Below are 22,215 nucleotides of genomic sequence, written 5' to 3' on the forward strand. Positions count from 1 at the left end.
TCAAGGGGGATGGAATCGCCCTAAACGGCGTTACGGAAGAGACTTACCAGTAACGGGTTACCGTCCTGAGATGCCCCCAACCCCGGTCAAAGGAATCAACATTTTGAGCGAAACCTGGGGTCGGTTACTTCCTGAACAGGTCGCCGAGCGCCTGTTTCATGACCTGTCCGCTCACTTCGGATATCGATTTCGTCAGCGGAATATCCTTGGGACAGATCTCGACACAGTTCTGGGCAAACCCGCATTCATGGATGCCGCCGTCACCCATCAGGGCAGATAGACGTTCGCGGGCCAAAGCCTGTCCGGTTGGATGCGTATTGAACAGGCGTACCTGGGAGATCGTTGCCGCGCCCACAAAACCGGTGGACTCGTTGAACTGCGGGCAGGCTTCCATGCAACTGCAGCACGAAATACAGCGTGAAAGCGGATACGCGACTTCCTGGTCGGAGGGAGTCAAACGCGGGCCGGGGCCCAGATCGTACGTGCCATCGACCGGTACCCATGCCTTAACTTTCTTCAGGTTCTCGAACAGCACACTCCGATCGACGGAAAGATCGCGCACCAGCGGGAATTTCGACAACGGCTCCAGCTTGATCGGCTGATCTAACTTGTCGAGGAGAGCCGAGCAAGCCATGCGCGCTTTGCCATTGATCAACATGGCGCATGATCCGCAGATTTCTTCCAGGCAATTCGAGTCGTAGGTGATCGGCGTCGTCTTCTTGCCGTCACGCGTTACGGGATTGGCTGCAATCTCCATGAGTGCCGACGTGACGTTCATGCCGGGATGATTGGGGACATCGAACTCTTCCCAGACGGACTTGCCGTCGGGAGTGAGCTGGCGCTTGATTTTGATAACGACTGTATTGTTGCTAGCCATTCTCTCTTAGCCTTTAGCGTCTCGCGCTCGTACCAATCTCTTACTTCGCCACGTCGTACTTTCGTGGCCGCGGCGGAATCAGCGACGCGTCCACTGGTTCGAACTCAAACTTTGGCTCATCCGCATCCGGCGCGAAGGTTGCTTTGGTTGTCTTCATCCAATTCTTGTCATCGCGATCCGGGAAATCAGGCTTGTAGTGCGAACCGCGCGACTCATCGCGCATTCCGGCGCCCTGCGCAATGACCCGCGACAGCTGCAGCATGTTGTAGAGCTGCCGAGCGAACGCCACGGTCGTGTTGGCCCACTGCGAACGGTCGCTCAGGTTGATGTGCTGGAAGCGTTCCAGCATCTCGACCAGCTTGGCATCCGTTTCCTGCAGGGGCTTGTTGTAACGAAGCACCGTGCAGTTCTTGGTCATCAGTTCGCCCAGTTCGCGCCAAAGCAGAAATGGATTCTCCTTGCCGTCCGCGCTCATCAGTCCGGCATTGATGTCTTGCTGGCGTTTTCGTTCCGCGTCGAAGTGCCCATTGCTCGGTGCCGCAGGCAGACTCTTGGCGTACTGCACCGCATTCGGACCGGCAACGAATCCGCCGTAGATGCACGACACGAGAGAATTCGCGCCCAGCCGATTGGCTCCGTGATATTGATATTCGGCTTCACCGGCTGCGAAAATCCCCGGGACATTCGTCCCCTGTTTGTAATCAACCCAGAGTCCGCCCATGGTGTAATGCATGCCGGGGAAAATCTTCATCGGCACGTCGCGCGGATCGTCACCCACAAATTTCTCGTAGATTTCGAGGATGCCTTCGAGCTTCCGGTCAAGCACCTTGCGGTCGATGTGGGTCAGGTCGAGATAGACCATCGGCTTGCCGTCGATTCCGAGATTGTGTTCATACACAACCTTGAAGATCGCACGCGTCGCCACATCACGCGGCACGAGGTTTCCATACTTTGGATACCACTCTTCCAGGAAATACCAGCGCTCACTTTGGGGAATACTCTTCGGATCGCGCTTGTCGCCCTGCGTCTTCGGAACCCAGACTCGTCCGCCTTCACCGCGTGCCGACTCCGACATCAGGCGCAGCTTGTCTTCTCCAGGAATGGAAGTGGGGTGAACCTGGATAAATTCGCCGTTCGCGTAGTAGCAGCCTTGCTGGTAGAGCGCGGATTGCGCCGATCCCGTGCACACCACGGAGTTCGTCGACTTGCCGAAGATGGCGCCAATGCCGCCGGTTGCAACAATGATTGCGTCCGCCGGGAAAGTGCGGATCTCCATGGTGCGAAGATCCATCGCGCAGATTCCGCGGCAGGTGCGCGTCCCGTCGAGCACGGCAGAGAGAAATTCCCAGTGCTCGTATTTCTTTACTTTGCCCTCGGATTCGTAGCGCCGAACCTGTTCATCAAGCGCGTAGAGAAGTTGCTGGCCGGTAGTTGCTCCGGCAAATGCAGTGCGGTTGTAGAGCGTGCCGCCAAAACGGCGAAAGTCGAGCAGCCCTTCGGGCGTGCGGTTGAAGGTAACGCCCATCCGGTCGAGCAGATCGATAATGCCGGGCGCTGCCTCGCACATTGCCTTTACAGGAGGCTGGTTGGCGAGGAAGTCTCCACCGTAGATGGTGTCGTCAAAATGCTGCCAGGTGGAATCGCCTTCGCCCTTCAGATTCTTGGCAGCGTTGATGCCGCCTTGCGCACATACGGAGTGCGATCGCTTTACGGGGACGATGGAAAACAAATCCACTTCGCCGCCCATTTCAGCAATCTTAATGACGGCCGCCAGGCCTGCCAGGCCACCGCCTACCACGATGATTTTCGGAGCTGCCATGCTGGTTAGAATCCGATCTCTGAAAGTACGACTCCGAGCCAGGCTCGGACCTGCTTGCTCAGCAATTTTGACGACAAAACTATCGCATCACAATATTTTCCGTGTCTGCACCGGAATTCAAGGGTTGCAACGGTGTCCTGAAGAACCCGTTCATGCTGAGCCCGCCCAGGAGAATCAGGCCCAGCGCCAGCACGACACAGACATAGCCCAGGCGGCGGCGCGCAATTTCTCCCGTGGTGATTCCCCATTTCGCCGCGAACAGCCACACGCCGTAGCTGAAATGCCATGATGCGGCAATGATGCCGGCGCAATAGAAAGCGATCATCCACGGATTCTGGAACTCGTGTTGCACTTTCGCGAATGCCTGGTCGGGATGAACTCCGAGTACCGTGCCGGTGAAGCGCAAGTGATAGGTGTGTTGCGCGATGTATGCGAAGGCGACGATTCCAGTCCAACGTTGCGCCGTGTACAGCCAGTTGCCGGTCCACGGATATTCAATGTTATTGGACTCTCCGCGATACCAGATAAATATGCCGTAGAGCGCGTGGTAGAGAATCGGAATCCAGATGCCGACCAACTCCAGCACGAACACGAACGGGAGGCTGTTCAGGAACTCGACTTGCTTGGCATAGGCGACCGGACCCTTGAACGCCTCCGCATTCGAAACGAAGTGTTCGAGTAGAAAGAGGCCGATGGGGACGATTCCGGTGAGGGAGTGCAGACGGCGCCAGAAGAACGACGTGCCCACTCCAGCGCGCAAGGGAGCAACTCCCGGTTTAATCTTCGCAGGCACAGATTGCGTGGACGATGCCAACGTTACGGTTCCTTATCTGATCCGAAGTCAAGAACCAACCTTTCATTATGTTGGTTGATGGAGGCCCGCGTCAAGAAAGCAGTTTGGTTGGTCGTGGTGCAACTTGAAGAGAGGCGGTTCGTATCAGGGCATTGCTTCAGCAATGCCGCAGTGCCGCGAAACGGAAGCGGCTTCAGCCGCTGGGATTCATGCCACATTGGCCGCGGCTAAAGCCGCCGGCTGCTTGGCTCTTTGGCATGTCCTGAAGGCATGCCCTGATACGAATCGTTCATTCGGCTTGACCCTTGTCAACCCACGCCAAGAACTCACGAAACGCTTTTCCCCGATGGCTGTAGCGAGATTTTTCCACTGCGGTAAGTTCGGCAAATGTCTTTCCAATGTGCGGAAAATAGAAGAGGGGATCGTATCCAAAGCCATTTTCGCCGCGGGGTTCGTTCAGAATCACTCCCGCTGACTCTCCGCGAAAGGTGGCGATCGTCTTGCCGTCGCGCGCCGCTGCCAACACGCAGACGAATCGTGCGCCGCGTTGTTCGTCAGCAACGTTCCCGAGTTCACGAAGCACGCGGGCGTTGTTGGCATGGTCTTCGGTGTTGGCGCCCACGAGATGTGGTTGCTCGGCTGCGTAGCGTGCCGAGTGAACTCCCGGCGCACCTCCGAGAGCATCCACCTCCAAGCCGGAATCATCGGCGAGCACCAGTTGCCCGGGGGCCGCCAGACTGTACTCTGTCGCTTTCTTGCAAGCGTTCGCCTCGAAGGTTTGACCATCTTCCACGACCTGGGGCAGGGAAGAAAAGCCAGGAATACCCACGATCCTGACGCCATGCGTCTCCGCCGCGCCCGCGAAGTCGCGCAGTTTACCCGGATTCGAAGTGGCTACCAGAACTTGCATCATTTATGCGTTCGCGGTTTTACCTGGTGACATCTGTGGTGCAAGCTTTTGATTCCAGACGATCACGCCGATTGCTCCCGATGATCCACGTACCGAGCAGAATCCCGAAGGTCAACAGAGAAATAGTCCCTCCGAGAGTCCGATCGAGCGTCCTCCCGAAATGAATTTGAATTTCATTCCGCCCCGCGGTGACTGGAATCATCATCTCCTGGGTGATCTCACTGCTTTGCGTCTCGACGCGATTCCCATTCAATGTCACTTCCCATGCGGGGTAGTTGAACAGGCGCAAAGTTAGAACCTCGGGTCGCGTGCTCTGGACGAGAAGGTGCGCTTTCTTCGCACTCCATGCCAAAGTACGGTCAGGCACAGCGCGTCCGGCCGCGTCGGTGACGTGCGCCTGATCCTTGTTCAATTCATAGGGATCGGCTCCGGCGGGGACATATTCGTCGGTGCCCTCGTAGCCGACGCCATCGGCAACCGCATCCGACATTTCTTTGATGTCCGCCGCGTTGTCCCACCATGGAGCCTGGATTCGGTATCCCGCCACCAGAACAGTTCCCAGCAACACGGCAGTTGCGAATACGCGAGACGTCCAGCGCCGCGTGGCCATCGTCAACAGCAGCACCATCGCGGCATTCAGACACAGCAGCCATCGCCAGGGAAGTTGCACAAAACGGAGCTTCGGCAGAAGCTGCCAGAGCGGATTCGCAATCGGAATCATCAGCAGGGCAGCCAACGCGCCCCAGCACAAAAGCAAGGGCCATGGACTCCCGGCCGCAGTGCGCGTTCTTCGCGAACTCCAAATCACGAGAACCAGAAAACCGATTTCAACGGCTGCTACCGTGGACACGAGCAGATTGAAGCGGTCGTGCTCGGGTTCGGGAATGCTGGTAAATAGGAAATTGTCTTGCGGGCGAAGTCCCGGAGCCAGCACCTCGTTGATGTTGACCCATCCTGTCTCGTGAATCGTCGGAATCAGATAGAACGAAGCCAAGCCCGCCCCCAGCAAGATCGCGAGCGAGGTATTCCATATCGGACGCCACGAGCGTCCGAGAATAGCGCTGGCAAGTGCTAGGCCAGCAACCGAATAGTGGATCATGACGGATGCCGGCGCGTTGACTAACCACGCCGCTGCGAGGATCATCCCCAAACGGATCGCGGGTCGCCAACCGGGTTCCGTTATTTTCAGCAGCGCCAGCAGCAACAGCGGCAGCAACACGGCGGCCAGCAATTCCGCAAACGCGCTTCTCCAATACACGATGACGAGGTGATACGGATTTACGGCATAGAGTACCGCTGCAAACAACGCGTCTCTCGCGGGGAGCCACCTCCTGGCCAGCGAATACATCGACACGCCGGACAGCGTGAGAACCAGCCAGCAGTAGGCTCCAGGCACGATTTTCCAAGGCAGCAAAGCCCCTAGTGCAGCGCCCAGTGCCCATGACGCTGGCGGATAAAACAGGAAACGCGCTTCGCCGTATCCCCAATGGGCCAGCGCCGCCCATCGCGGATACACGATGCCTTGCTTCCATTGCCCAAGCACTTCCATCCATGAGTACATGTGGAATTCGAAATCATGGCCCGAGGGCGATCCTCGCCAGAAAAACGGTGTGATTGCCAGGAGGCAGACGGCTGCCAATATCAGCAAGTGCAGCGGCGTAATTTTGGAGGAGGGAAGTGACATTCGGCTGCAGCGTTGCAGTCCGGGCGCATCCTGGCGACGCCACGGACCTACGGCAGCAATTCTAGAGCATTCTCAAAAATTCTCAGAGAATTAACCGGGACGAAATATTGCCGCTGCAGTTTTGCGCTACGCTGCGAACATCGAGGTGGAACAGACCGCCGGGGATTTGGTCGCACCAGAGACGGGGGTGCCGGCTGAGTCCCCGGTTTTTTGTGCGGATGAGACGAGGCAAGCCTCGTCTCTACAGGGAGATTTGTATTATTGGCTTACTTCGGCAGAATTGCGCTGGCGATGCAGGTCTTCCAGAAATTGGCTCTGCGCAAGGGCGGTGCCGGTCCGCAGCAACTCCAGCAGGGGATCTTCATTTTCCGAGCCAGGCGCCGAAGTCGAAGTAAGCTCTTCCACGCTGGCGACTAATGCCCGCGGAGAGATTTCCAGTTCCGGCTTGGCTCCCGGTTGTGATGTCAGAAACTCAATAAATTCACCAACACTCTTGCGCTGTTCTTCGGTTCGCGCTGGAAATTCAATGCCCATGCCGTGCGTGGGGTGCATGACCCGTACCAATCCTTCGGTATGGATCTCCATTCCTTCTGCCTTCAGGCACAGGTCGACGGCCGAGGATTGGGGAAAGGGAGACTCGGTTTCGACGTAACATCCACCCAAACTCATATCCGTCAGCTTGCAATGCGAAACCGGATCCGCTTCCTCCGGAAGAGCTTCGTGCGAGTGCGAAGTCAACCAGTCATGCAACTGGTCGCGCATGCGAACGTCGATATCCAGAAAGCGCAGGCCGGTTTGGCCATTGGCGCTGCTCCAGGCTACTTCGGCGTCGCCTTCTATTTGGAGATTGCCATCCGTTAGCTCAAAAGAAAAGTGTGCCAGGGCGGCAGACGGCATTGGCCTGGCTGCCAGTACGTCGATCCCGCCGCTGCTTACGTCCAGCAGAATGCCTTCGGTGTGTTCGCCCTCTGCCAGACGGAGTGAGATTGGTGCTTGTACGGGGACGCGGAACGCCTGTCGCCGCTCGCGCTTCAACATGGCGGTTGCCGCACGGAGCGTTGCATGGGCCTGTTCATGAATGATGGGTTTGACGAGGATGAAATGCGCACCGGCTCCGAGAATCGCCCGGATTTCGGACGCATCCTGCAAGAGCGCCAAGGTCACTGCGGGCGTCGCCTGCTGTGGTCCAGTACTACGCCGATTCGCTTCCAGCACCTGCGAGGCAGCCTCGCGGTCGTCGAAGTCGACAATGATCTGGTCGAAGTGTTGTTCTTCCAGACGAGCGACTGCGACGTCGGCTGCGCTTGAGCGCTCCACGGCCACGCCGAAGTTCGCCAACACCTGGGTCAGCGTTTCAGCGGCCAAATCGTCCTTCGATACCAGCAGTGCCTGCAATGTCATCGAAGCGGAGCCTCCTGCCCGCTCCCGCGCGATACGTCTACGGCCAGCGCGGAGTTGTACGCGCCGGCTTGGCTGCTGCCGACGAGGATTGTGCGCCGGCCCGGGCGGCCATTGCGTTGGTGTCTTCGTCTACTTCTGCCAGGACCGCGCTGTCGTCTTCTGCTTCGTTTTCAGCCAGAAGGGGCGCGACCTCGCGCAGTTTCTCGGCGGCTTGCTGCAGCATCTCGATCTGCTTGCCTAACTGTGCGTACTGCGTCTGCTTGCGGCGCAAGACCTCATGGATATCCTTCATACGTCCCCCTGCGATGAATGTAGGTTTCATCAAAAGTAACGTCAACGGCTATCGCCCCGCGCGCGGTTACGCCGGTAACGAATCCGGACCGGGAAGGGTTTGTGCTGGCTGACGTCGGCAGTAGGGGAAGCAGTGCCAAAAATCAAAAGCCCCGCCGGAAGGCGGGGCTATGAGTTGAGAGTGTTGGAGGTAATACCCGATCGTGAAATTAGGCGTTAACCGTGAACTTACGGCGCAGCATACCAGCGATTGCCACTAACCCAGTTCCCAACAAGCCAAGTGTTCCCGGCTCAGGTGTTCCGAAAGTGGTGTCGCCCATCCGGATGTGACCAATGCCCTGTGTGATCTGACCCTTTACGGAATAAATCGTCTGGGTCGTCGTTCCGGTCACAAAATGACCGTTCCACAAGGTGCCTGCGATCGTGCCGCTCAGACTGTAGGTGAGGCTCTGTCCGCTCGAAGATACCAGCGTCCAGGAAACCGGACCAACGAATGCGCCGCTGAAGATCGTGCCCTTGTGCGGTGTTTCGGATCCTTTTCCGATCACGACAAAGCTCGAACCTGCGTCCGAGAAGGTGCCGCCGTTCAGAATGCTGCCGCTCAGAAGTGCGCCCGTAGAGAACGACACCGAACCCAAAGTGTGCCCCGGACTGGCCACAATTCCATTAAAGGAATGAAGTTGCGAGCCTACAGAAGTGATTCCCGCGTTGGAAATCGAAATCGAACCGTGGAGGTTGACTAGATCAATCCCATCCGCCCAAGCTGCCATCGGCAGAGCCAATGCCAGCAATGCCAAAACCAACACTCGTCTCATGTTTCCTCCAAAAGTTACAATCTTCCATGAGCCATCCTCACGCTGTGAGAGGTATGGATTACACGGACGCCTAGTTACCACCGTGCATCTCTACTGCCAAAGTCTGCCGTCATCGCTTGTCTTTAAATATCAACTACTTACAAGAGATTCTGGACCCAACCCGCAAGTGCCGACTGAAATTCTCTGCACACTTGCAACATTCGACTTCGGTTTTCCTGGAGTTTAGGCGGTGGGAAAAACTTGTAGAATTTCCTCTTGGAGACCTAGTTCCAGAACCCTGGGACGACTGGGAAGCCCAATCGTTGTGTGGCTAATGCTATCAAGAATCATAGATTTGGCAAGTGGCTCTTTCGTGCCATCTACTCCTCGATAGTGGCGTTCCATTTCTGGCTGCAGTTTCGTATCTTCTCCATGAGCAGTTCTGGGGGAGGGCTGTTCGGGCGTCCCGTGATTCTTTGAATCCGGGGCGCTTCTTATTTGGGGCGTACCCTACCCTTCCACCGTTCGGATTGTTTGTTCTCTATCCAGTGCCCAGAGTCATTTCCTCCGACTTCCCGGATGCAATGCTGCGATACGCAGCGTCCAGAATCATCTGATTCTTCCAGCCCTCGACTCCCGCGACGGGAAATGTTCCTTTTCCTTCGATCGCGTCCGCGAAACTGTCAACCTGCCGCGCATAGGCGAGCTGGTTGGTAACGGTCTCCGCTGCGACGACCTTCTGCTCCCGCCACAACTCGATCACTACCGGACGATCCACCGTAAGCCCATCATCTGCTCGCAGCACACCCTGTCTCCCGACGAATTCCACCGGAGTACGGTAATTTGCGCGAGTGGATACCAAAACCGTTGCGAGCGTGCCTTTCGAAAATTCCAAGGTCAAAATGGCAGCCCCTTCCACATCCCCTGACTGTTCGTCCTTTCGAGCGATTGCCGTAATCCGGACGGGATCGTCCTGCAGGATGTAGCGCAGCGCGTCGATGCAATGCACCCCGACATCAGCGACGGGTCCCCCGGCCGCGACCTTTCGGTCGTAGAGCCACGTCCGATGATGCCCGCTCCCGAGATAGGAAAATTCCACCCGGGCCGTGACAGGGGTACCGATCGCTCCGCTGGCGATCTGTTCTCGCAGTCGTGCGGTGCTCGCTTCAAAGCGAAATACTTGCGCTACTCCCAAGAGAACGTTCGCCGCACGCGCCGCCTCGACCATTTCGCGGCACTCGCCAGTGTTCATCGCCATGGGCTTTTCGCAAAGGACCGGCTTTCCAGCGCACAATGCCGTGAGGGTATCCGCACGATGCAGGACGTCTGGGCTGGTGACCAGCACGGCATCGACATCGGGACAGCGGCACAGTTCTTCCGTGGATGTGAAAGCGTGCGCGATGCCGTAGTGACGAGCAGATTCTTGTGCTTTTGCGGGATCACGACGTGAAAGGGCGACCACCTTGCAGTTCCGGGCAAGGTCGAAGCCCGGCATCAAACGCCGCACGGCGTGTAGTCCGAAGCCAACAATGCCGAAGCGAATCATATTGTTTTGTTCCGCCGAATCTTTGAAGAACTACGAATAGGGATAGAAAACAAAAAACAGCAGCGAAAGTGCAGTCAGCACCCACAGCGCGGGGCGCACTTCCCGAATCCTTCCCGAAAACAGTTTGCAGAATGGATACAACACAAACCCGGCTGTCATGCCGACTCCTACATTGTAGGTAAAGGCCATCAGTGCGATCACGCCGAAGGCTGGCACCAGTTCGGTCAGATCATCGAATGGGACGCGGGTAATCGGCCTCAGCATCAGGAGCCCCACGAAGACCAGCGCGGGTCCGTAGGCTTGCGGAGGAATCGCAGAGATAAACGGTGCGAAGAACAGCGTCCCCAGGAAACAGAGTGCGGTTGTGACCGCCGTCAGACCGGTGCGTCCGCCTGCTTCGACCCCGGTGGCTGATTCAATGAATGCTCCCGACGTGGTCGTCCCGATCACCGCCGCGAATGTGGTGGCGAGAGCGTCCGCCATCATAGGCCTCTCAATATTGGGCAAATTGCCTTCGCTGTCGAGGAAGCCCGCGCGTGCGGAAACGCCGATGAGTGTGCCCATGGTATCCACGAACGCGATCACGAAGATGGTGAGGACCACCGGAAAAAATCCCCACGTGAAAATGCTGTGCAGATCAAACTGGAGAAAGACCGGGGCCAGGCTCGGCGGTCGGCTCATCCAACCAGTTGGCGCCGGCGCAACGCCTGTCAGAAACGACAGCACCGCGGTCGCGAGCACACCCGTAAGAATGGCAGCAGGGAAGCGCCGTATGGAAAGCACTGAAATCAGGAGAAATCCAGAGATCGCGACCAGCACGCTCGCCGACGTGAGGTGGCCGGGGCGAACGGGCGCTCCCGGAAATCCGATGGTGACAATGCCGGTCTGGTTCAGGCCAATGAACGTGAGAAACAGTCCGATGCCGACCGCATAGCTGTAGCGGAGAGTGAGTGGAATGGCGTCGACCATCCACTTTCGCAGCCGGAAAATTGTCAGCAGAACAAAAACAATTCCTGCGAGCAATACCGCGCCCAGTGCGGCTTGCCAGGTATAGCCGAGAACGTGAACGACCGTGAAGGCGATGAAAGCGTTCTCGCCCATGTACGGTGCAATCGCGAACGGGCGGTTCGCATACAGCCCCATCAGGAGCGTGCCGAATATCGCCGTCAGGATGGTCGCGGTGACGGACGCTTCGAGAGGCATGCCCGCCGTCTTGAGGATCGCAGGATTGACGGCCACGATGTAGGCCATCGTGAAGAACTTCGTCAGGCCAGCGACCACTTCCCGTCGAACAGTTGTTTGTTGCTGGGAGAGGCCAAAGAAACGATCAAGCCAATTGTGCAAGTTGCCCTCGGGTGGAAACTCAGCATTGTACATTCACGGAAGGAAAAGATTTTCCTGTGTCCTCCGTGCTCCCTGTGGTCAAGATTTTTGCAGCTCACTGAGAGAACACTACCCACTGAGATACAGAGGCGACAGGGAAAAGAAAATCAGCTGCGGAGTTTGGCCAGAACTTGCGGATCGATATTTCCGCCGCTAATCACCGCGACGTTCCATGTGGTTTTGGGCAATTCGTCCGCATGAAAGAGGAATCCGGCAACTGCTGTGGCGCCGCTCGGTTCTGCGACCGTATCGGAGTGACCGCTGAGCGCGCGCATCGCCTGATCGATCTCGCTTTCCTTGACGGTGATGATGTCATCCACGTAAGTACGAATATGTTCGAAGTTGATCGCGCCGATACTCTGTGTTCGAAGTCCATCCGCCGCTGTCTGCGTGACCTGCTCGGCGGAGAATTCGACCACATGCCCGGCGCGTAGGCTCGCCTGGGCATCGGCCGCCAATTCCGGTTCCACGCCGATGATTTTCACCGGAGGCTTGCTCAACTTGAGGGCAACGGCGAGCCCGCTGATCAGTCCGCCCCCACCCACTGGAGCCAATACCGTCTCAACTTGGGGCAATTGCTCGAGAATCTCGAGACCCGTCGTACCCTGGCCCGCAATAATGTGCTCGTCGTTGTAGGGAGGCACGATCGCGTAGCCGTGCCTGGCTGCGAGCTCTTCGGCCCGAAGACGCCGCTCTTCGCTGCTTGGACCGACCTTTACGACCTCTGCTCCCAGAGCCGCAGTCGACTCCAGCTTGTTTCCAGGAGCATTGGCCGGCATCACGATGACCGCCTTGACGCCCATAGCGCGCGCCGCAAAAGCCACGCCCTGCGCATGATTGCCGCTGGAATAGGACACCACTCCCCGGCGCCGATCTTCGTCGCTCAGGGACGCAATCTTGTTGTAGGCGCCGCGCAATTTGAATGCGCCGATGGGTTGGAGGTTTTCGAGTTTCAAATAGAGCTTGCGCGGATCGCTGGCCTTGGTCCATTCCAGCAGGGGAGTGCGGACGGCGACCCCTTGAAGAAGAGCTTTAGCCTTTTGTATATCTGCCAGGGTAACCATCGAGATCTGTTGTCCTGTTTGGGTGGCGCGGACCCCACAGCCCGCGCACTTAAATTTCCAATATCACCGGCATAATCAACGGCCGCCGCTGCGTCTGTTTCGAGATATATCGTTTCAGATCGGCGCGAATTTTCTCTTTGATGACGCCGTAGTCCGCCTTCTCTTCGTCGCTGGATTGCTCGAGCGTTTCCATGACGATCTCTCGAGCGCGAACGAGCAAGCCGTCGTCTCCAGGGTTGAATCCTCGCGTCACAATCTCAGGAGTGGCCTCGACTCGTCCCGTGTGTTTGTTGATCGCGATGATGGGTAGAACAAATCCGTCTTCGCTGAGATGCCGCCGGTCTTTGATGACCAGGTCTTCGACCACATCCGTGCGCGATCCGGAGTCGATACAGACTCGGCCAATATTGACTCGGCCTGCCTTGCGGGCTCCAAGTTCGTCAAACTCGAGAACGTCTCCACTTTCGATCAACATGACGTTGCCGACAGCGCCGCGCATCGAGCCAGCCAGTTCCGCATGCAGTTTGAGTTGGCGGTACTCGCCATGGACCGGGATGAAGTATTTCGGCCGCACGAGGTTGATGATGAGTTTCAGTTCTTCCTGGCTGGCATGTCCGCTGACGTGAATCGGAGGATACGAGCCGTCGTCGTAGATCACGTGTGCTTCGCGGCGAAACAGGTGATCGACCATGCGGTAGATCGCTTTTTCGTTGCCGGGAATAATCCGCGACGAGAGGACTACGGTATCGCCTTTTTCAATCTTGGCGTGCTTGTGATTGTCCACGGCCGCTCGGGAGAGCGCGGACATCGGTTCGCCCTGCGTGCCGCTGATCATCACGCACACTTTTTCCGGCGGATAATTCTTCATCTCGCCGGGCTGAATCAGCAGTCCTTCCGGAATATTGATGTAGCCCAGATCTTCCGCAATCTCGGACGAGTTGACCATCGAGCGGCCGATGAAACAGACTTTGCGGCCATGCTCGCGGGAGACGTCGACGGCAAGTTTGATGCGATGAATGGAAGACGAAAAACAGGAGATAAACAAGCGGCGCTGCGTGTGCGAGAATACTTCGTCAAACTTGCGCCGCACACTCCGTTCGCTCGGCGTGTAGCCTTTACGCTCGACGTTGGTTGAGTCCTGCAGCAGCGCCAGCACACCTTCTTTGCCGTATTCGGCGAACGCGTGCAGGTCGAAGAGTTTGTTGTCGGTGGGAGTCGGGTCGACTTTAAAATCACCCGTATGCAGCACTACGCCTAGAGGTGTGTGAATGGCGAGAGCGACGCAATCCACCAGGCTATGCGTCACCTGGATCGCATGCACGGTAAAGGGTCCAACCTTGAACCGCTCTCCGGGACGTACCTCGCGAAGATCGGCATCATCGAGCAACTGATGTTCGTCGAGTTTGTCTTCGACGTAAGCCAGTGTGAATTCGGTGCCCCACACGGGAACGTTCAGTTCGCTGAGAATCCACGGCAATGCGCCGATGTGGTCTTCGTGTCCGTGGGTGAGAACGATTCCGCGCACGAGCTTGCGGTTCTCAATCAGGTAAGAAATATCAGGGACAACAATGTCGACGCCGAGAAGTTCTGCTTCGGGGAACATCAGTCCGGCGTCTATGACAATGATGTCATCTCCCCAGCGGACGGCCATGCAGTTCATGCCGAATTCGCCAAGGCCGCCGAGCGGAACTATATGCAGTTTTCCAGAGGGCATTGAAGAGATGATGCTAGCACAATGTGTCACCCGGCCCGCGTCGTCGAGCGATGCACGTCATGCCACTCGCTTCAAGACGCAAATCGATACGCACAACTCCGGCGGAGGATTCGAACTGATAGACTGCGATCCAGATGCCCGAGGCCGAAAAAAGGTCATGGCTGCGGCGGCGTGCGGAAGGTGCAATCCGCGACGGGCTAACTCGCACCTATCAGACGATTCGCGTCGATCCCGAACACTTTCTGACGCAACTTCGCGTCGCGCACGGACTGCCTATCTCTAGCTTTCGCGGCGTGTACTCGGTTGACCTGGAACAACTGGACACAGTTGCCGAATCCATCATTCGCGGCGGAATGAAACTGGCGGCCGTTGAGGGATCCGGATTCGGACTGGGCGGCGTTTTGACAATCGTGCCCGACCTCGGTGTTCTGTCAGCCATCACCATGCGTACGATCCAGAAGCTCAGCCTCGTGTATGGATTCGAAATGAACACCGACGACGAGATTGCCGAACTCTGGATCGCTGCCGCAACCGCTGCCGGAGTGGATATCAGCCGCGAGTTGGTAGAAAAGAGCGTCGTCAGCCGTTTTGTGCCCCGGGTGATCCAGAGGATTGCCGTCCGAGCCAGCGCTGAGGTTGTTGAGAAGTGGGCGGGACGCCTGATTCCAATCGCCAGTTCCGCGATTGGAGGTGTGCTCAACTACTACTTCGTGCGGGCCTGGGGAACGCGAGCCCTGAGACATTTCCGGGAGAAGCACCTCGTCCTACGCAAACAGCTTCCGGAACTCACCGATGGTGCGCACACTCCTATTTCGCGAAACGCCGAACACTGAAGGAAATCGGCAACCCGATGACGAAGCTGTGCACCAGCAAACCCTGAATCAAGTCATACAGTTCGTAAGGCCCCTTGGCATGAAGCGCGGATAGCGGCAGAACGACAAGGCTCATAACGAGTTCGACTCCGGCGCCATATACCAAGCCGCAGACGAGTGGGTGTTCCTTCAAGAATTCCAATCGGCGGCTCATCGTGTAGTAAAAAGCCGCGAACGTGAGAGCGATGAAGAAGTGCAGCACGATGCCGAGAACATAAGTGCCCGCGCCGCCGTGGACAGCTTCCCGCCCTAACACGCCCCCGGCAATCGTTAGGGGGATGTCCCACCCGAACAAGGTGCAAGCTTGTATCAAATCCAAAGTGCCGGCAGTCAGACCGCCTACTCCGATTGCTAATAGAGCGTTTCGATTTCCCAACGGCTGAGTTGCTGAAGCTGAAATCATCAAGTTCCTCCCCGGGTGACCGCCGAATTCGTTCCAATCTGGATGTGTCTTGTCTTTACGGTTCAAAACAAGTGCACATCCATTTGAGAACGACCATACTCAGCGACGACCAAGAAAGTCCTGAGGTAGCCCTGAAACACTCTGAATACTTCTGAATTAAGTGTTCTATCCTTGGCACGGCAGGAGTGTGAGGTGGATGCGGGCAAGGCTTCTGGGCGGTATTGGTAAGCTATTCTTCTGTTTAAGAATCGAAGGTGTTGCTGATCGAGTATGGGGGACGCAATCAGAACAATTCTTCGGATTGGCGGGTGGCGAGTCGAACCCGCCGCCGGCCAGATTTCCCGAGAAGGTGGGGAGCCCGTTCGGGTAGAAGCACGAACGATGCGACTGCTGCTATGCCTCGCGGAGCACGCCGGCGAGGTCGTCAGTATCGATGATTTGCTGAATCAGGTCTGGTCCGGAGTCATCGTCACCCCGGATTCGGTATACCAGGGTGTCACGTCGCTGCGCCGCTTGCTGGGTGATGATCCGAAGCAACCCACATACATCGTGACCGTGCCGCGGCTCGGGTATCGGATGGTGGCATCGGTCGCTCCCTGGCTCGATCGTTCCGACCAAGCCCTGACGTCTTCTGGGGATCCGGACAGCAAAAATGCGGTCTCCGCAGTTACGGATACACCGGTGTCCAGCACGACGGCCACATCCGGTTATCGTTGGGTCGCTGGCGCGGCCATTTGCCTTGCTCTCGCGGTTGCTCTTGCTTTCGCGTACTTCGTCCTGGCTCACGACAAGAGCACAAAGAGCCAGATTTCCGCGCCAGGCGTCGCCAAGCCGTCAGAGAAGTCCATTGCCGTGCTGCCGTTTCTCGATCTGACCGAAACGATGAATCAGGAGCCCTTCGCAGACGGCATGACCGAGGAGTTGATCGACAAACTCAGCAAGATTCCGGGCCTTCAGGTGTCCGCTCCGACGTCTTCTTTCTATTTCAAGGGCAAACAGATTCCCGTCGCCGACATTGCCAAGGCGCTGGGTGTCGCGTATTTACTCGACGGAAGCGTGCGCAAGTCAGGGGCCAGGTTGCGAGTAGCCGCGCGGCTGGTTCGTGGGGACAGTGGGTACGTCGTTTGGTCTGAAACGTACGACCGTCCGTTGGACGACATATTGATGGTCCAGGACGATATTGCCGGCGAAGTCACCAAGGCTTTGAGGGTATCCATTGAAACCAAACCTGACCAAGTTCAGTCTCGATGATCGGCTGGGTTTCATGGGCGCTATCACGACACGGATTCGACTCAGCCATAACATCGCCGGGCGAAACTTTTCCGATCCGGTTGGGTTACTGGATGCAGATCGCAACGCGGCCTGCGAGCGGAGGGTCCATGAAACACAAACGTCACCAGAGCCTGCTGGAACGGACCATTGTGTTGATACTGATCGGAATCGTAATGGGCGGAGTCGGGGGCGCTGCAATCGGCTTCATTACCGGGCGTACCCCCAGTTCGACAAGCCAATAGCGTTGGGTCCTTCATTAAACTCGAAGGGTTGGAGCGCAACTGAGTTCGCTCGCAGGCTGCGGAGTGAGTCATTCCCGAGCGAAGAGTGTGCCCGCAGCGGCTAAAGCCGCATTCAAAAAACAAGGCGGGTACCGCAGCGGTGAACCGCTGCGCCACCCAAAATCTGAAACAACATTCAAAATCCAGAACAACACCCAAAATCCAGAACAACACCCAAAATCTAGAACAACACCTAAAACCTGAAACCTGAAACCTAAAACCTAAAACCTAAAACCTAAAACCTAAAACCTAAAACCTAAAACCTAAAACCTAAAACCTAAAACCTAAAACCTAAAACCTAAAACCTAAAACCTAAAACCTAAAACCTAAAACCTAAAACCTAAAACCTCGCCGCCTGCTCCACAACTCCGTTGCGAGGTTGGACGCGTCATACGCGTGCAGGATGGCGGGGCCGCTTCCAAACGAACTAGGAACTCCGTAGCGACTGGCATCAATTGCCCAGACGATTCCGTGGGTCGTTCCCTGGGAAGAAACCGACGGAGTTGGCCCAGGGAAGGGAAAGACAGTGGCGGACGCCGAAGTTGCGGTGCTGTTGAATAGCTCGTTGGCGGGATCGAAAGCGAAGCTGCGCACGCTGTCGTCCGTGCCGCCCAGAAACAACTTGTTCTGCCAAAAGGCAGGTGTGCCGAAAATGTTCGGAGCGGCTAGAAAACTCTGCAGAATATTCGTGTCGGTGATGTTGCAGGATCCGCAGTATCCTCCCATCGCATCGCGATCGAGAAGATACAGCCTGCCTTCTTTGCCGCCTGCCACTAGCAGATGAGGCGTTCCGGAGGTCTGGTCCGGCAGCACGACCACGCCGGCCGACGCCACATCGAGGTCAACCGCGTTCAGGAAGTTCTGGTTGTAGGGGGTGAACCAGTCGTCGACTGAGAGGGTCGACAATGTTCCAATCTTCAACACGCTGTCCCCGAAATCATTGTTCGGAGGTACGCCAACGTTACCGTCGAACGTGCCGTTGCCCGTCGACAAATAAAGATTGTTCGAAGTATCGACCGCCGGTGCTCCGCCTGCCATCCAGATGCCAGCTCGTGAGCCATCGGGATTTGCGTTGAACACCGAGACCTGCGCCAGCGTCGATGCGTCGTATCCCATAAGCCATCCGTGATAGGGGTCGCGGTCTTCGTGGGAGGCCCACGCGATGTACACAACACCATTCACGAGTGCCAGGCCGCTACGTTGATGCTGGTTCTGGGGACTGAAGGTCACCACTCCTTTGACCGACCCATCGCCCGTACCGGGAACTGAGGCCGAGATGGTGACAGGCCCACCGAAGCTTTCATTGCCCGTCAGCAAATCGAGTGCGTGCAGCCGCTGATGAAAACTGCCTGCTGGACCTTCGGACTTGCTCACGAGATAGATCGTGTTCGTTCCTTGGTCGATCACCGGAGTGCCAGTCACGCCGATTTCCGGCTGGATATCTTGAAATCCATTGCCCACGTCTGCCGTCGGCACGGAAACTTCTCCGGCCGTGCCGCCGTGATTCGTATCCAGCAAATTGACATGCCAGACTTGCTGGCAAGGGCTCGCGTCCGCGTCAAAGAGATACGCGCTGTCGTGCTGTGTAGCCACGACAATCACGTTGCGAACTTTGCCGCCTGCATTGATGCCGGGAAGCCAAAGTGGCTGCGTGTAAGCAACGCCGTCCACGGCACACGAAAACAGCTTTCCGAAGGATGCAGTCTTTACTGTGTTCGCCGTCAGCGCATACTCCTGGACATTGGTGCCGTCGCGAGCGGGATTGTTGTGATAGGTCAACACGCCGGAAAGGTCGGTGACCGCAATGGTCGCTGAGTCGCTCTTCGTGGAATCGGCAACGCTAATCGCTTTGACGGTGTGCGTTCCGGCGAGAGTGGGCGGAGTGTAGAGACCAGTGGCGTCAATGGTGCCGACCGTTGTATTGCCCCCATCCGTACCGTCAACGCTCCAGGTCACGCCGCTGCTGGTCTCGCCAGTCACAGTCGCGTGAAACTGCTGCGGCTGCGTGACCGCGAAAACCGCTGCGTTATGAGGTCCGACCACAACCGATGCCGTGGGGGGACCACCACTGCTCGTACCTCCACCGCAACTTGCGAGTGCAAGACAAGCGATCAGTATCGCAATACCGCCATGTACGCGATGAATATTCTTCGGCATGAGTGCCTCTCTTAAAGAAGTGCCTACTTGAAGACAGTCGCTACCGCAGCCAGTCTTCCAATTCAATGCCGCTGTCCGTCTTTTCGTCACGATACTTGACGATCACCGGGGTGTAGAGAGAAAGGTTCCACTCTGAGCCTTTGCCTTTTTTGACTGCGCGTGATCCGGGCACAACCACGGCGTTCTCCGGCACTTCGAGCGGATGCTCGGGTGTCGCGCGATAGACTTTTCCGCGGACCAAATCGTAGATCGGCGTCGAGCGCGTGAGAATCGTTCCCGCCCCCAGCACTGCGCGTGTCCGCACCAGTGTGCCTTCGTACACACCGCAGTTTCCGCCAACCAGAACGTCGTCTTCGATGATCACCGGTGCGGCGTTGACTGGTTCCAGAACGCCACCAATCTGAGCGGCAGCACTGATGTGAACGCGTTTCCCGATCTGCGCGCAGGAACCGACCAACGCATGAGAATCGACCATCGTGCCTTCGTCCACATTAGCTCCGACATTGATGAACATCGGAGGCATGCAGATCACAGACGGTGCTACATACGCTCCCTCGCGAATCGTCGATCCGCCGGGCACGACGCGCACTCGATCGGCCACGGAGAAATGTCGAGCAGGGAAGGTGTCCTTGTCGACGAAGGAGAAGACGCTGCCGTCCGACATTTCTTTCATTTCGCCCAGGCGGAAGCCCAGCAGGATGCCCTGTTTGACCCAGGCATTGACGATCCATTGACCGTCAATTTTCTCGGCAGCGCGGATGTCGCCCCTTGTCAGGCAAGCGCGGAAATCAAGAAAAGTACGGCGCGCGGACTCGCGGTTGGGAATAGTCGCAAGAGCTGCCAATTTTTCTACGTCCGATTTCAATCCGGAGAGAGAAGTTGCATTGAGATGGCTGTCGGAAGTCGTAGAGAAGAAACCTCGGGGCTAAAGCCCTGTGTAATTCATAGGAGTATACGCGGCGCCAAGGGAGAGCGAGAGCAAAAACGAAATGCTGGCTGCTGACCTTATGCCACGCACTTGCACTCGCTGCGAATCAGAACTCCTTCCATCTGATGAGTCGCCGCGCGGGCTTCGACGGCATTGCCATACGGACCATGCCAGCGCGCGTGATTCGCGTCATGACCTGCCGGGCGTCCTTTTCCGGCATTACATTGTCCACAGTTGGCGCGATGCAACACCGCTTTATGTGGACCCGCAGCCCAATTCTCGTACACGAAGTATTCGCTTGGAGCGACTGCGACCGGAGTCGCTTTGGCGACCAGGCCCACATCGGAAGCTACCTTCTGAAGTTTGGAGCGCGTATCGCGTCGCATGGGCAGAAGCGGCAGGCGATATATTTCTTCGACTTTGCCCATCATCGCCAGCACGGCCTTCACGGGCAGAGGATTCGATTCGATGAAGTTTGCCTGCATGAGCGCTAGATATTTGCGATGAATCTTGCGAGCAGTATCCCAATCATTCGCCAGGGCAGCCCGCGTCATCTCCGCCATCTCTTTTGGGATCTCATTCGAAGCCACGGAAATAATTCCGACGCCGCCGAGCGCAATCACCGGTAGCGTGATGGCATCGTCTCCAGAGAACACGAGAAACGATTCTGGAACAGCATTCAACACGTCCGCAATCTGCGACATGTTTCCGCTGGCTTCCTTCACGGCTGCAACATTTGGTACTTCTGCCAGTCGCGCCAGTGTCGCCGGTTCGAGATTCGCTCCTGTACGTCCGGGCACGTTGTACAACACCAGCGGCTTGTCGACCGCCTCGGCGATCGCGCGGAAATGGCGGTATTGTCCTTCCTGCGTAGGCTTGTTGTAGTAAGGAGAGGCCGTCAGGATCGCATCGACGCCCGGTCGGGCTGCTACTTCCTTCGCCTTCGCAACCGCCTCCTGCGTGGAGTTGGAGGTTGCGCCAGCGACGATCGGTACGCGCCCCGCCACCACTTCGATGGTGACGTCAATGACGCGCAGCCATTCATCGTGCGTCAGAGTTGGAGTCTCACCAGTTGTGCCGCAGGGAATGAGAAAATCGATGCCCGAATCCACCTGCCACGCAACCAGGTTGCGCAATGAGGTTTCATCGACCGAGCCGTCCGGATGGAACGGCGTGACGAGAGCGGTACCGCAGCCTCGTAGTTGCATATGAATAAGATAACGCGAAGTTGAATCAAAGTGAACGCGGCTTAGACCACGTCCCTCGAAATTGGACTCGCTCGTCTGTCCTAGAGTTGCTTCCAGATATCGCGAAACTCGAAAAAGCCCTGCTTGCCGGCCAGCCACTCCGCGCCGCGAACCGCTCCTTCGGCAAATCCACGCCGCGATTTGCTGTCGTGACACAGATAGATGCGGTCGTTCTCGGAGTTGAATACGACTTCGTGCATCCCCATCACTTCGCCCTCGCGGAAAGAAGTGATTTCCAATTCCTGTCCGCCGGAGTCGCGGATGATCTTCTGCAGAGTAATCGCCGTTCCCGAAGGCGCATCTTTCTTTTGTGAATGATGGCGTTCGAAAATCTGTCCAGAATATTCAAACTGCAGGGCAGGTGCCGACGCCTGAACAATCTCAAAGAAAAGATTCATGCCAATCGAAAAATTCGATCCATACAAAATACCTGTCTTCGCGGTCACAACCTTGTCGCGAAGCAGCGGGACGGAGTCGTACCATCCCGTCGTCCCGATAACCAGGTGCCTGCCGGCCCGAATGCAGGCCTCTGCATTGGCTAGCACAGCGGCGGGGGTTGTGAAATCAATGACGCCGTCAACATCAGAAAGATAGGCCGGAGTGAGCGCACTGGCATTCCGATTCTCGGCTGCGCCCAGGACGCGGACGTGATGTCGCCGGGCACGCGCCACTTCGGCAACGATGGATCCGGTCTTGCCACGGCCTAGAACGAGCAGATTCATGAGAAAGCCGCTTTCATTACAGGGCCAGATGATTCGTTTTCTACGCGAACTCTGTGT

At 57.0% G+C, this 22,215-nt stretch carries 19 protein-coding genes; 2 read left to right on the forward strand and 17 right to left on the reverse strand.

Features of this window, described 5'->3' with window-relative positions; all coding sequences use genetic code 11:
- Window positions 1–124: 124 nt before the first annotated feature.
- From sdhB to HY010_09445, 12 genes are all read right to left on the reverse strand, one after another.
- A complete protein-coding gene (sdhB, locus tag HY010_09390; GenBank protein ID MBI3475934.1) occupies window positions 125–877 on the reverse strand; it encodes a succinate dehydrogenase iron-sulfur subunit in 753 nt (250 codons plus the stop codon).
- Between the two features lie 40 nt (window positions 878–917).
- The gene (sdhA, locus tag HY010_09395) at window positions 918–2,696 is read right to left on the reverse strand and encodes a succinate dehydrogenase flavoprotein subunit (protein ID MBI3475935.1); all 1,779 of its coding nucleotides are present in this window, start codon (window positions 2,694–2,696) and stop codon (window positions 918–920) included.
- Between the two features lie 79 nt (window positions 2,697–2,775).
- The gene (locus tag HY010_09400) at window positions 2,776–3,510 is read right to left on the reverse strand and encodes a succinate dehydrogenase (GenBank protein ID MBI3475936.1); all 735 of its coding nucleotides are present in this window, start codon (window positions 3,508–3,510) and stop codon (window positions 2,776–2,778) included.
- Between the two features lie 268 nt (window positions 3,511–3,778).
- Entirely contained in the window at window positions 3,779–4,399 is a 621-nt protein-coding gene (gene rdgB, locus HY010_09405) for an RdgB/HAM1 family non-canonical purine NTP pyrophosphatase (protein ID MBI3475937.1), read from the reverse strand.
- A gap of 19 nt (window positions 4,400–4,418) precedes the next feature.
- The gene (locus tag HY010_09410; GenBank protein ID MBI3475938.1) at window positions 4,419–6,083 is read right to left on the reverse strand and encodes a hypothetical protein; all 1,665 of its coding nucleotides are present in this window, start codon (window positions 6,081–6,083) and stop codon (window positions 4,419–4,421) included.
- Between the two features lie 258 nt (window positions 6,084–6,341).
- Window positions 6,342–7,484 (reverse strand): PilZ domain-containing protein, encoded by a 1,143-nt coding sequence (locus HY010_09415; protein MBI3475939.1) that lies wholly within the window; start codon window positions 7,482–7,484, stop codon window positions 6,342–6,344.
- Window positions 7,485–7,521: 37 nt separating this feature from the next.
- Window positions 7,522–7,776, reverse strand: coding sequence for a hypothetical protein (locus HY010_09420; GenBank protein MBI3475940.1), 255 nt, complete (start codon window positions 7,774–7,776; stop codon window positions 7,522–7,524).
- Between the two features lie 208 nt (window positions 7,777–7,984).
- Window positions 7,985–8,590: a PEP-CTERM sorting domain-containing protein gene (locus HY010_09425; GenBank protein MBI3475941.1), complete on the reverse strand. Its 606-nt coding sequence runs from the start codon at window positions 8,588–8,590 to the stop codon at window positions 7,985–7,987.
- Window positions 8,591–9,110: 520 nt separating this feature from the next.
- A complete protein-coding gene (locus HY010_09430) occupies window positions 9,111–10,115 on the reverse strand; it encodes a Gfo/Idh/MocA family oxidoreductase (GenBank protein ID MBI3475942.1) in 1,005 nt (334 codons plus the stop codon).
- 30 nt (window positions 10,116–10,145) lie between these two features.
- The gene (locus HY010_09435; protein MBI3475943.1) at window positions 10,146–11,492 is read right to left on the reverse strand and encodes an NCS2 family permease; all 1,347 of its coding nucleotides are present in this window, start codon (window positions 11,490–11,492) and stop codon (window positions 10,146–10,148) included.
- A 113-nt stretch (window positions 11,493–11,605) separates the two neighbouring features.
- The gene (locus HY010_09440; protein MBI3475944.1) at window positions 11,606–12,562 is read right to left on the reverse strand and encodes a threonine/serine dehydratase; all 957 of its coding nucleotides are present in this window, start codon (window positions 12,560–12,562) and stop codon (window positions 11,606–11,608) included.
- A 49-nt stretch (window positions 12,563–12,611) separates the two neighbouring features.
- The gene (locus tag HY010_09445; GenBank protein MBI3475945.1) at window positions 12,612–14,276 is read right to left on the reverse strand and encodes a ribonuclease J; all 1,665 of its coding nucleotides are present in this window, start codon (window positions 14,274–14,276) and stop codon (window positions 12,612–12,614) included.
- 134 nt (window positions 14,277–14,410) lie between these two features.
- On the opposite strand from HY010_09445, the gene HY010_09450 reads away from it, so the two are divergent.
- Entirely contained in the window at window positions 14,411–15,109 is a 699-nt protein-coding gene (locus HY010_09450) for an EcsC family protein (GenBank protein MBI3475946.1), read from the forward strand.
- On the opposite strand, the gene HY010_09455 is transcribed toward HY010_09450, so the two are convergent.
- Entirely contained in the window at window positions 15,084–15,551 is a 468-nt protein-coding gene (locus tag HY010_09455; GenBank protein ID MBI3475947.1) for a hypothetical protein, read from the reverse strand. The genes HY010_09450 and HY010_09455 overlap by 26 nt on opposite strands.
- Before the next feature lie 270 nt (window positions 15,552–15,821).
- Between HY010_09455 and HY010_09460 the strand changes: the two genes are divergently transcribed.
- Entirely contained in the window at window positions 15,822–16,802 is a 981-nt protein-coding gene (locus HY010_09460; protein ID MBI3475948.1) for a winged helix-turn-helix domain-containing protein, read from the forward strand.
- A gap of 635 nt (window positions 16,803–17,437) precedes the next feature.
- Here the strand turns inward: HY010_09460 and HY010_09465 are convergent.
- From HY010_09465 to HY010_09480, 4 genes are all read right to left on the reverse strand, one after another.
- Window positions 17,438–19,261: a pyrrolo-quinoline quinone gene (locus HY010_09465; GenBank protein MBI3475949.1), complete on the reverse strand. Its 1,824-nt coding sequence runs from the start codon at window positions 19,259–19,261 to the stop codon at window positions 17,438–17,440.
- A 40-nt stretch (window positions 19,262–19,301) separates the two neighbouring features.
- Window positions 19,302–20,126, reverse strand: a complete 825-nt coding sequence (locus tag HY010_09470; protein ID MBI3475950.1) for a 2,3,4,5-tetrahydropyridine-2,6-dicarboxylate N-succinyltransferase — start codon at window positions 20,124–20,126, stop codon at window positions 19,302–19,304.
- 140 nt (window positions 20,127–20,266) lie between these two features.
- Entirely contained in the window at window positions 20,267–21,397 is a 1,131-nt protein-coding gene (locus HY010_09475; protein MBI3475951.1) for a 4-hydroxy-tetrahydrodipicolinate synthase, read from the reverse strand.
- Between the two features lie 80 nt (window positions 21,398–21,477).
- A complete protein-coding gene (locus HY010_09480; GenBank protein ID MBI3475952.1) occupies window positions 21,478–22,158 on the reverse strand; it encodes a 4-hydroxy-tetrahydrodipicolinate reductase in 681 nt (226 codons plus the stop codon).
- Between the last annotated feature and the right edge of the window lie 57 nt (window positions 22,159–22,215).

The organism is Acidobacteriota bacterium, from assembly GCA_016196065.1.
Classification (GTDB): Bacteria; Acidobacteriota; Terriglobia; order Terriglobales; family Acidobacteriaceae; genus Acidiflorens.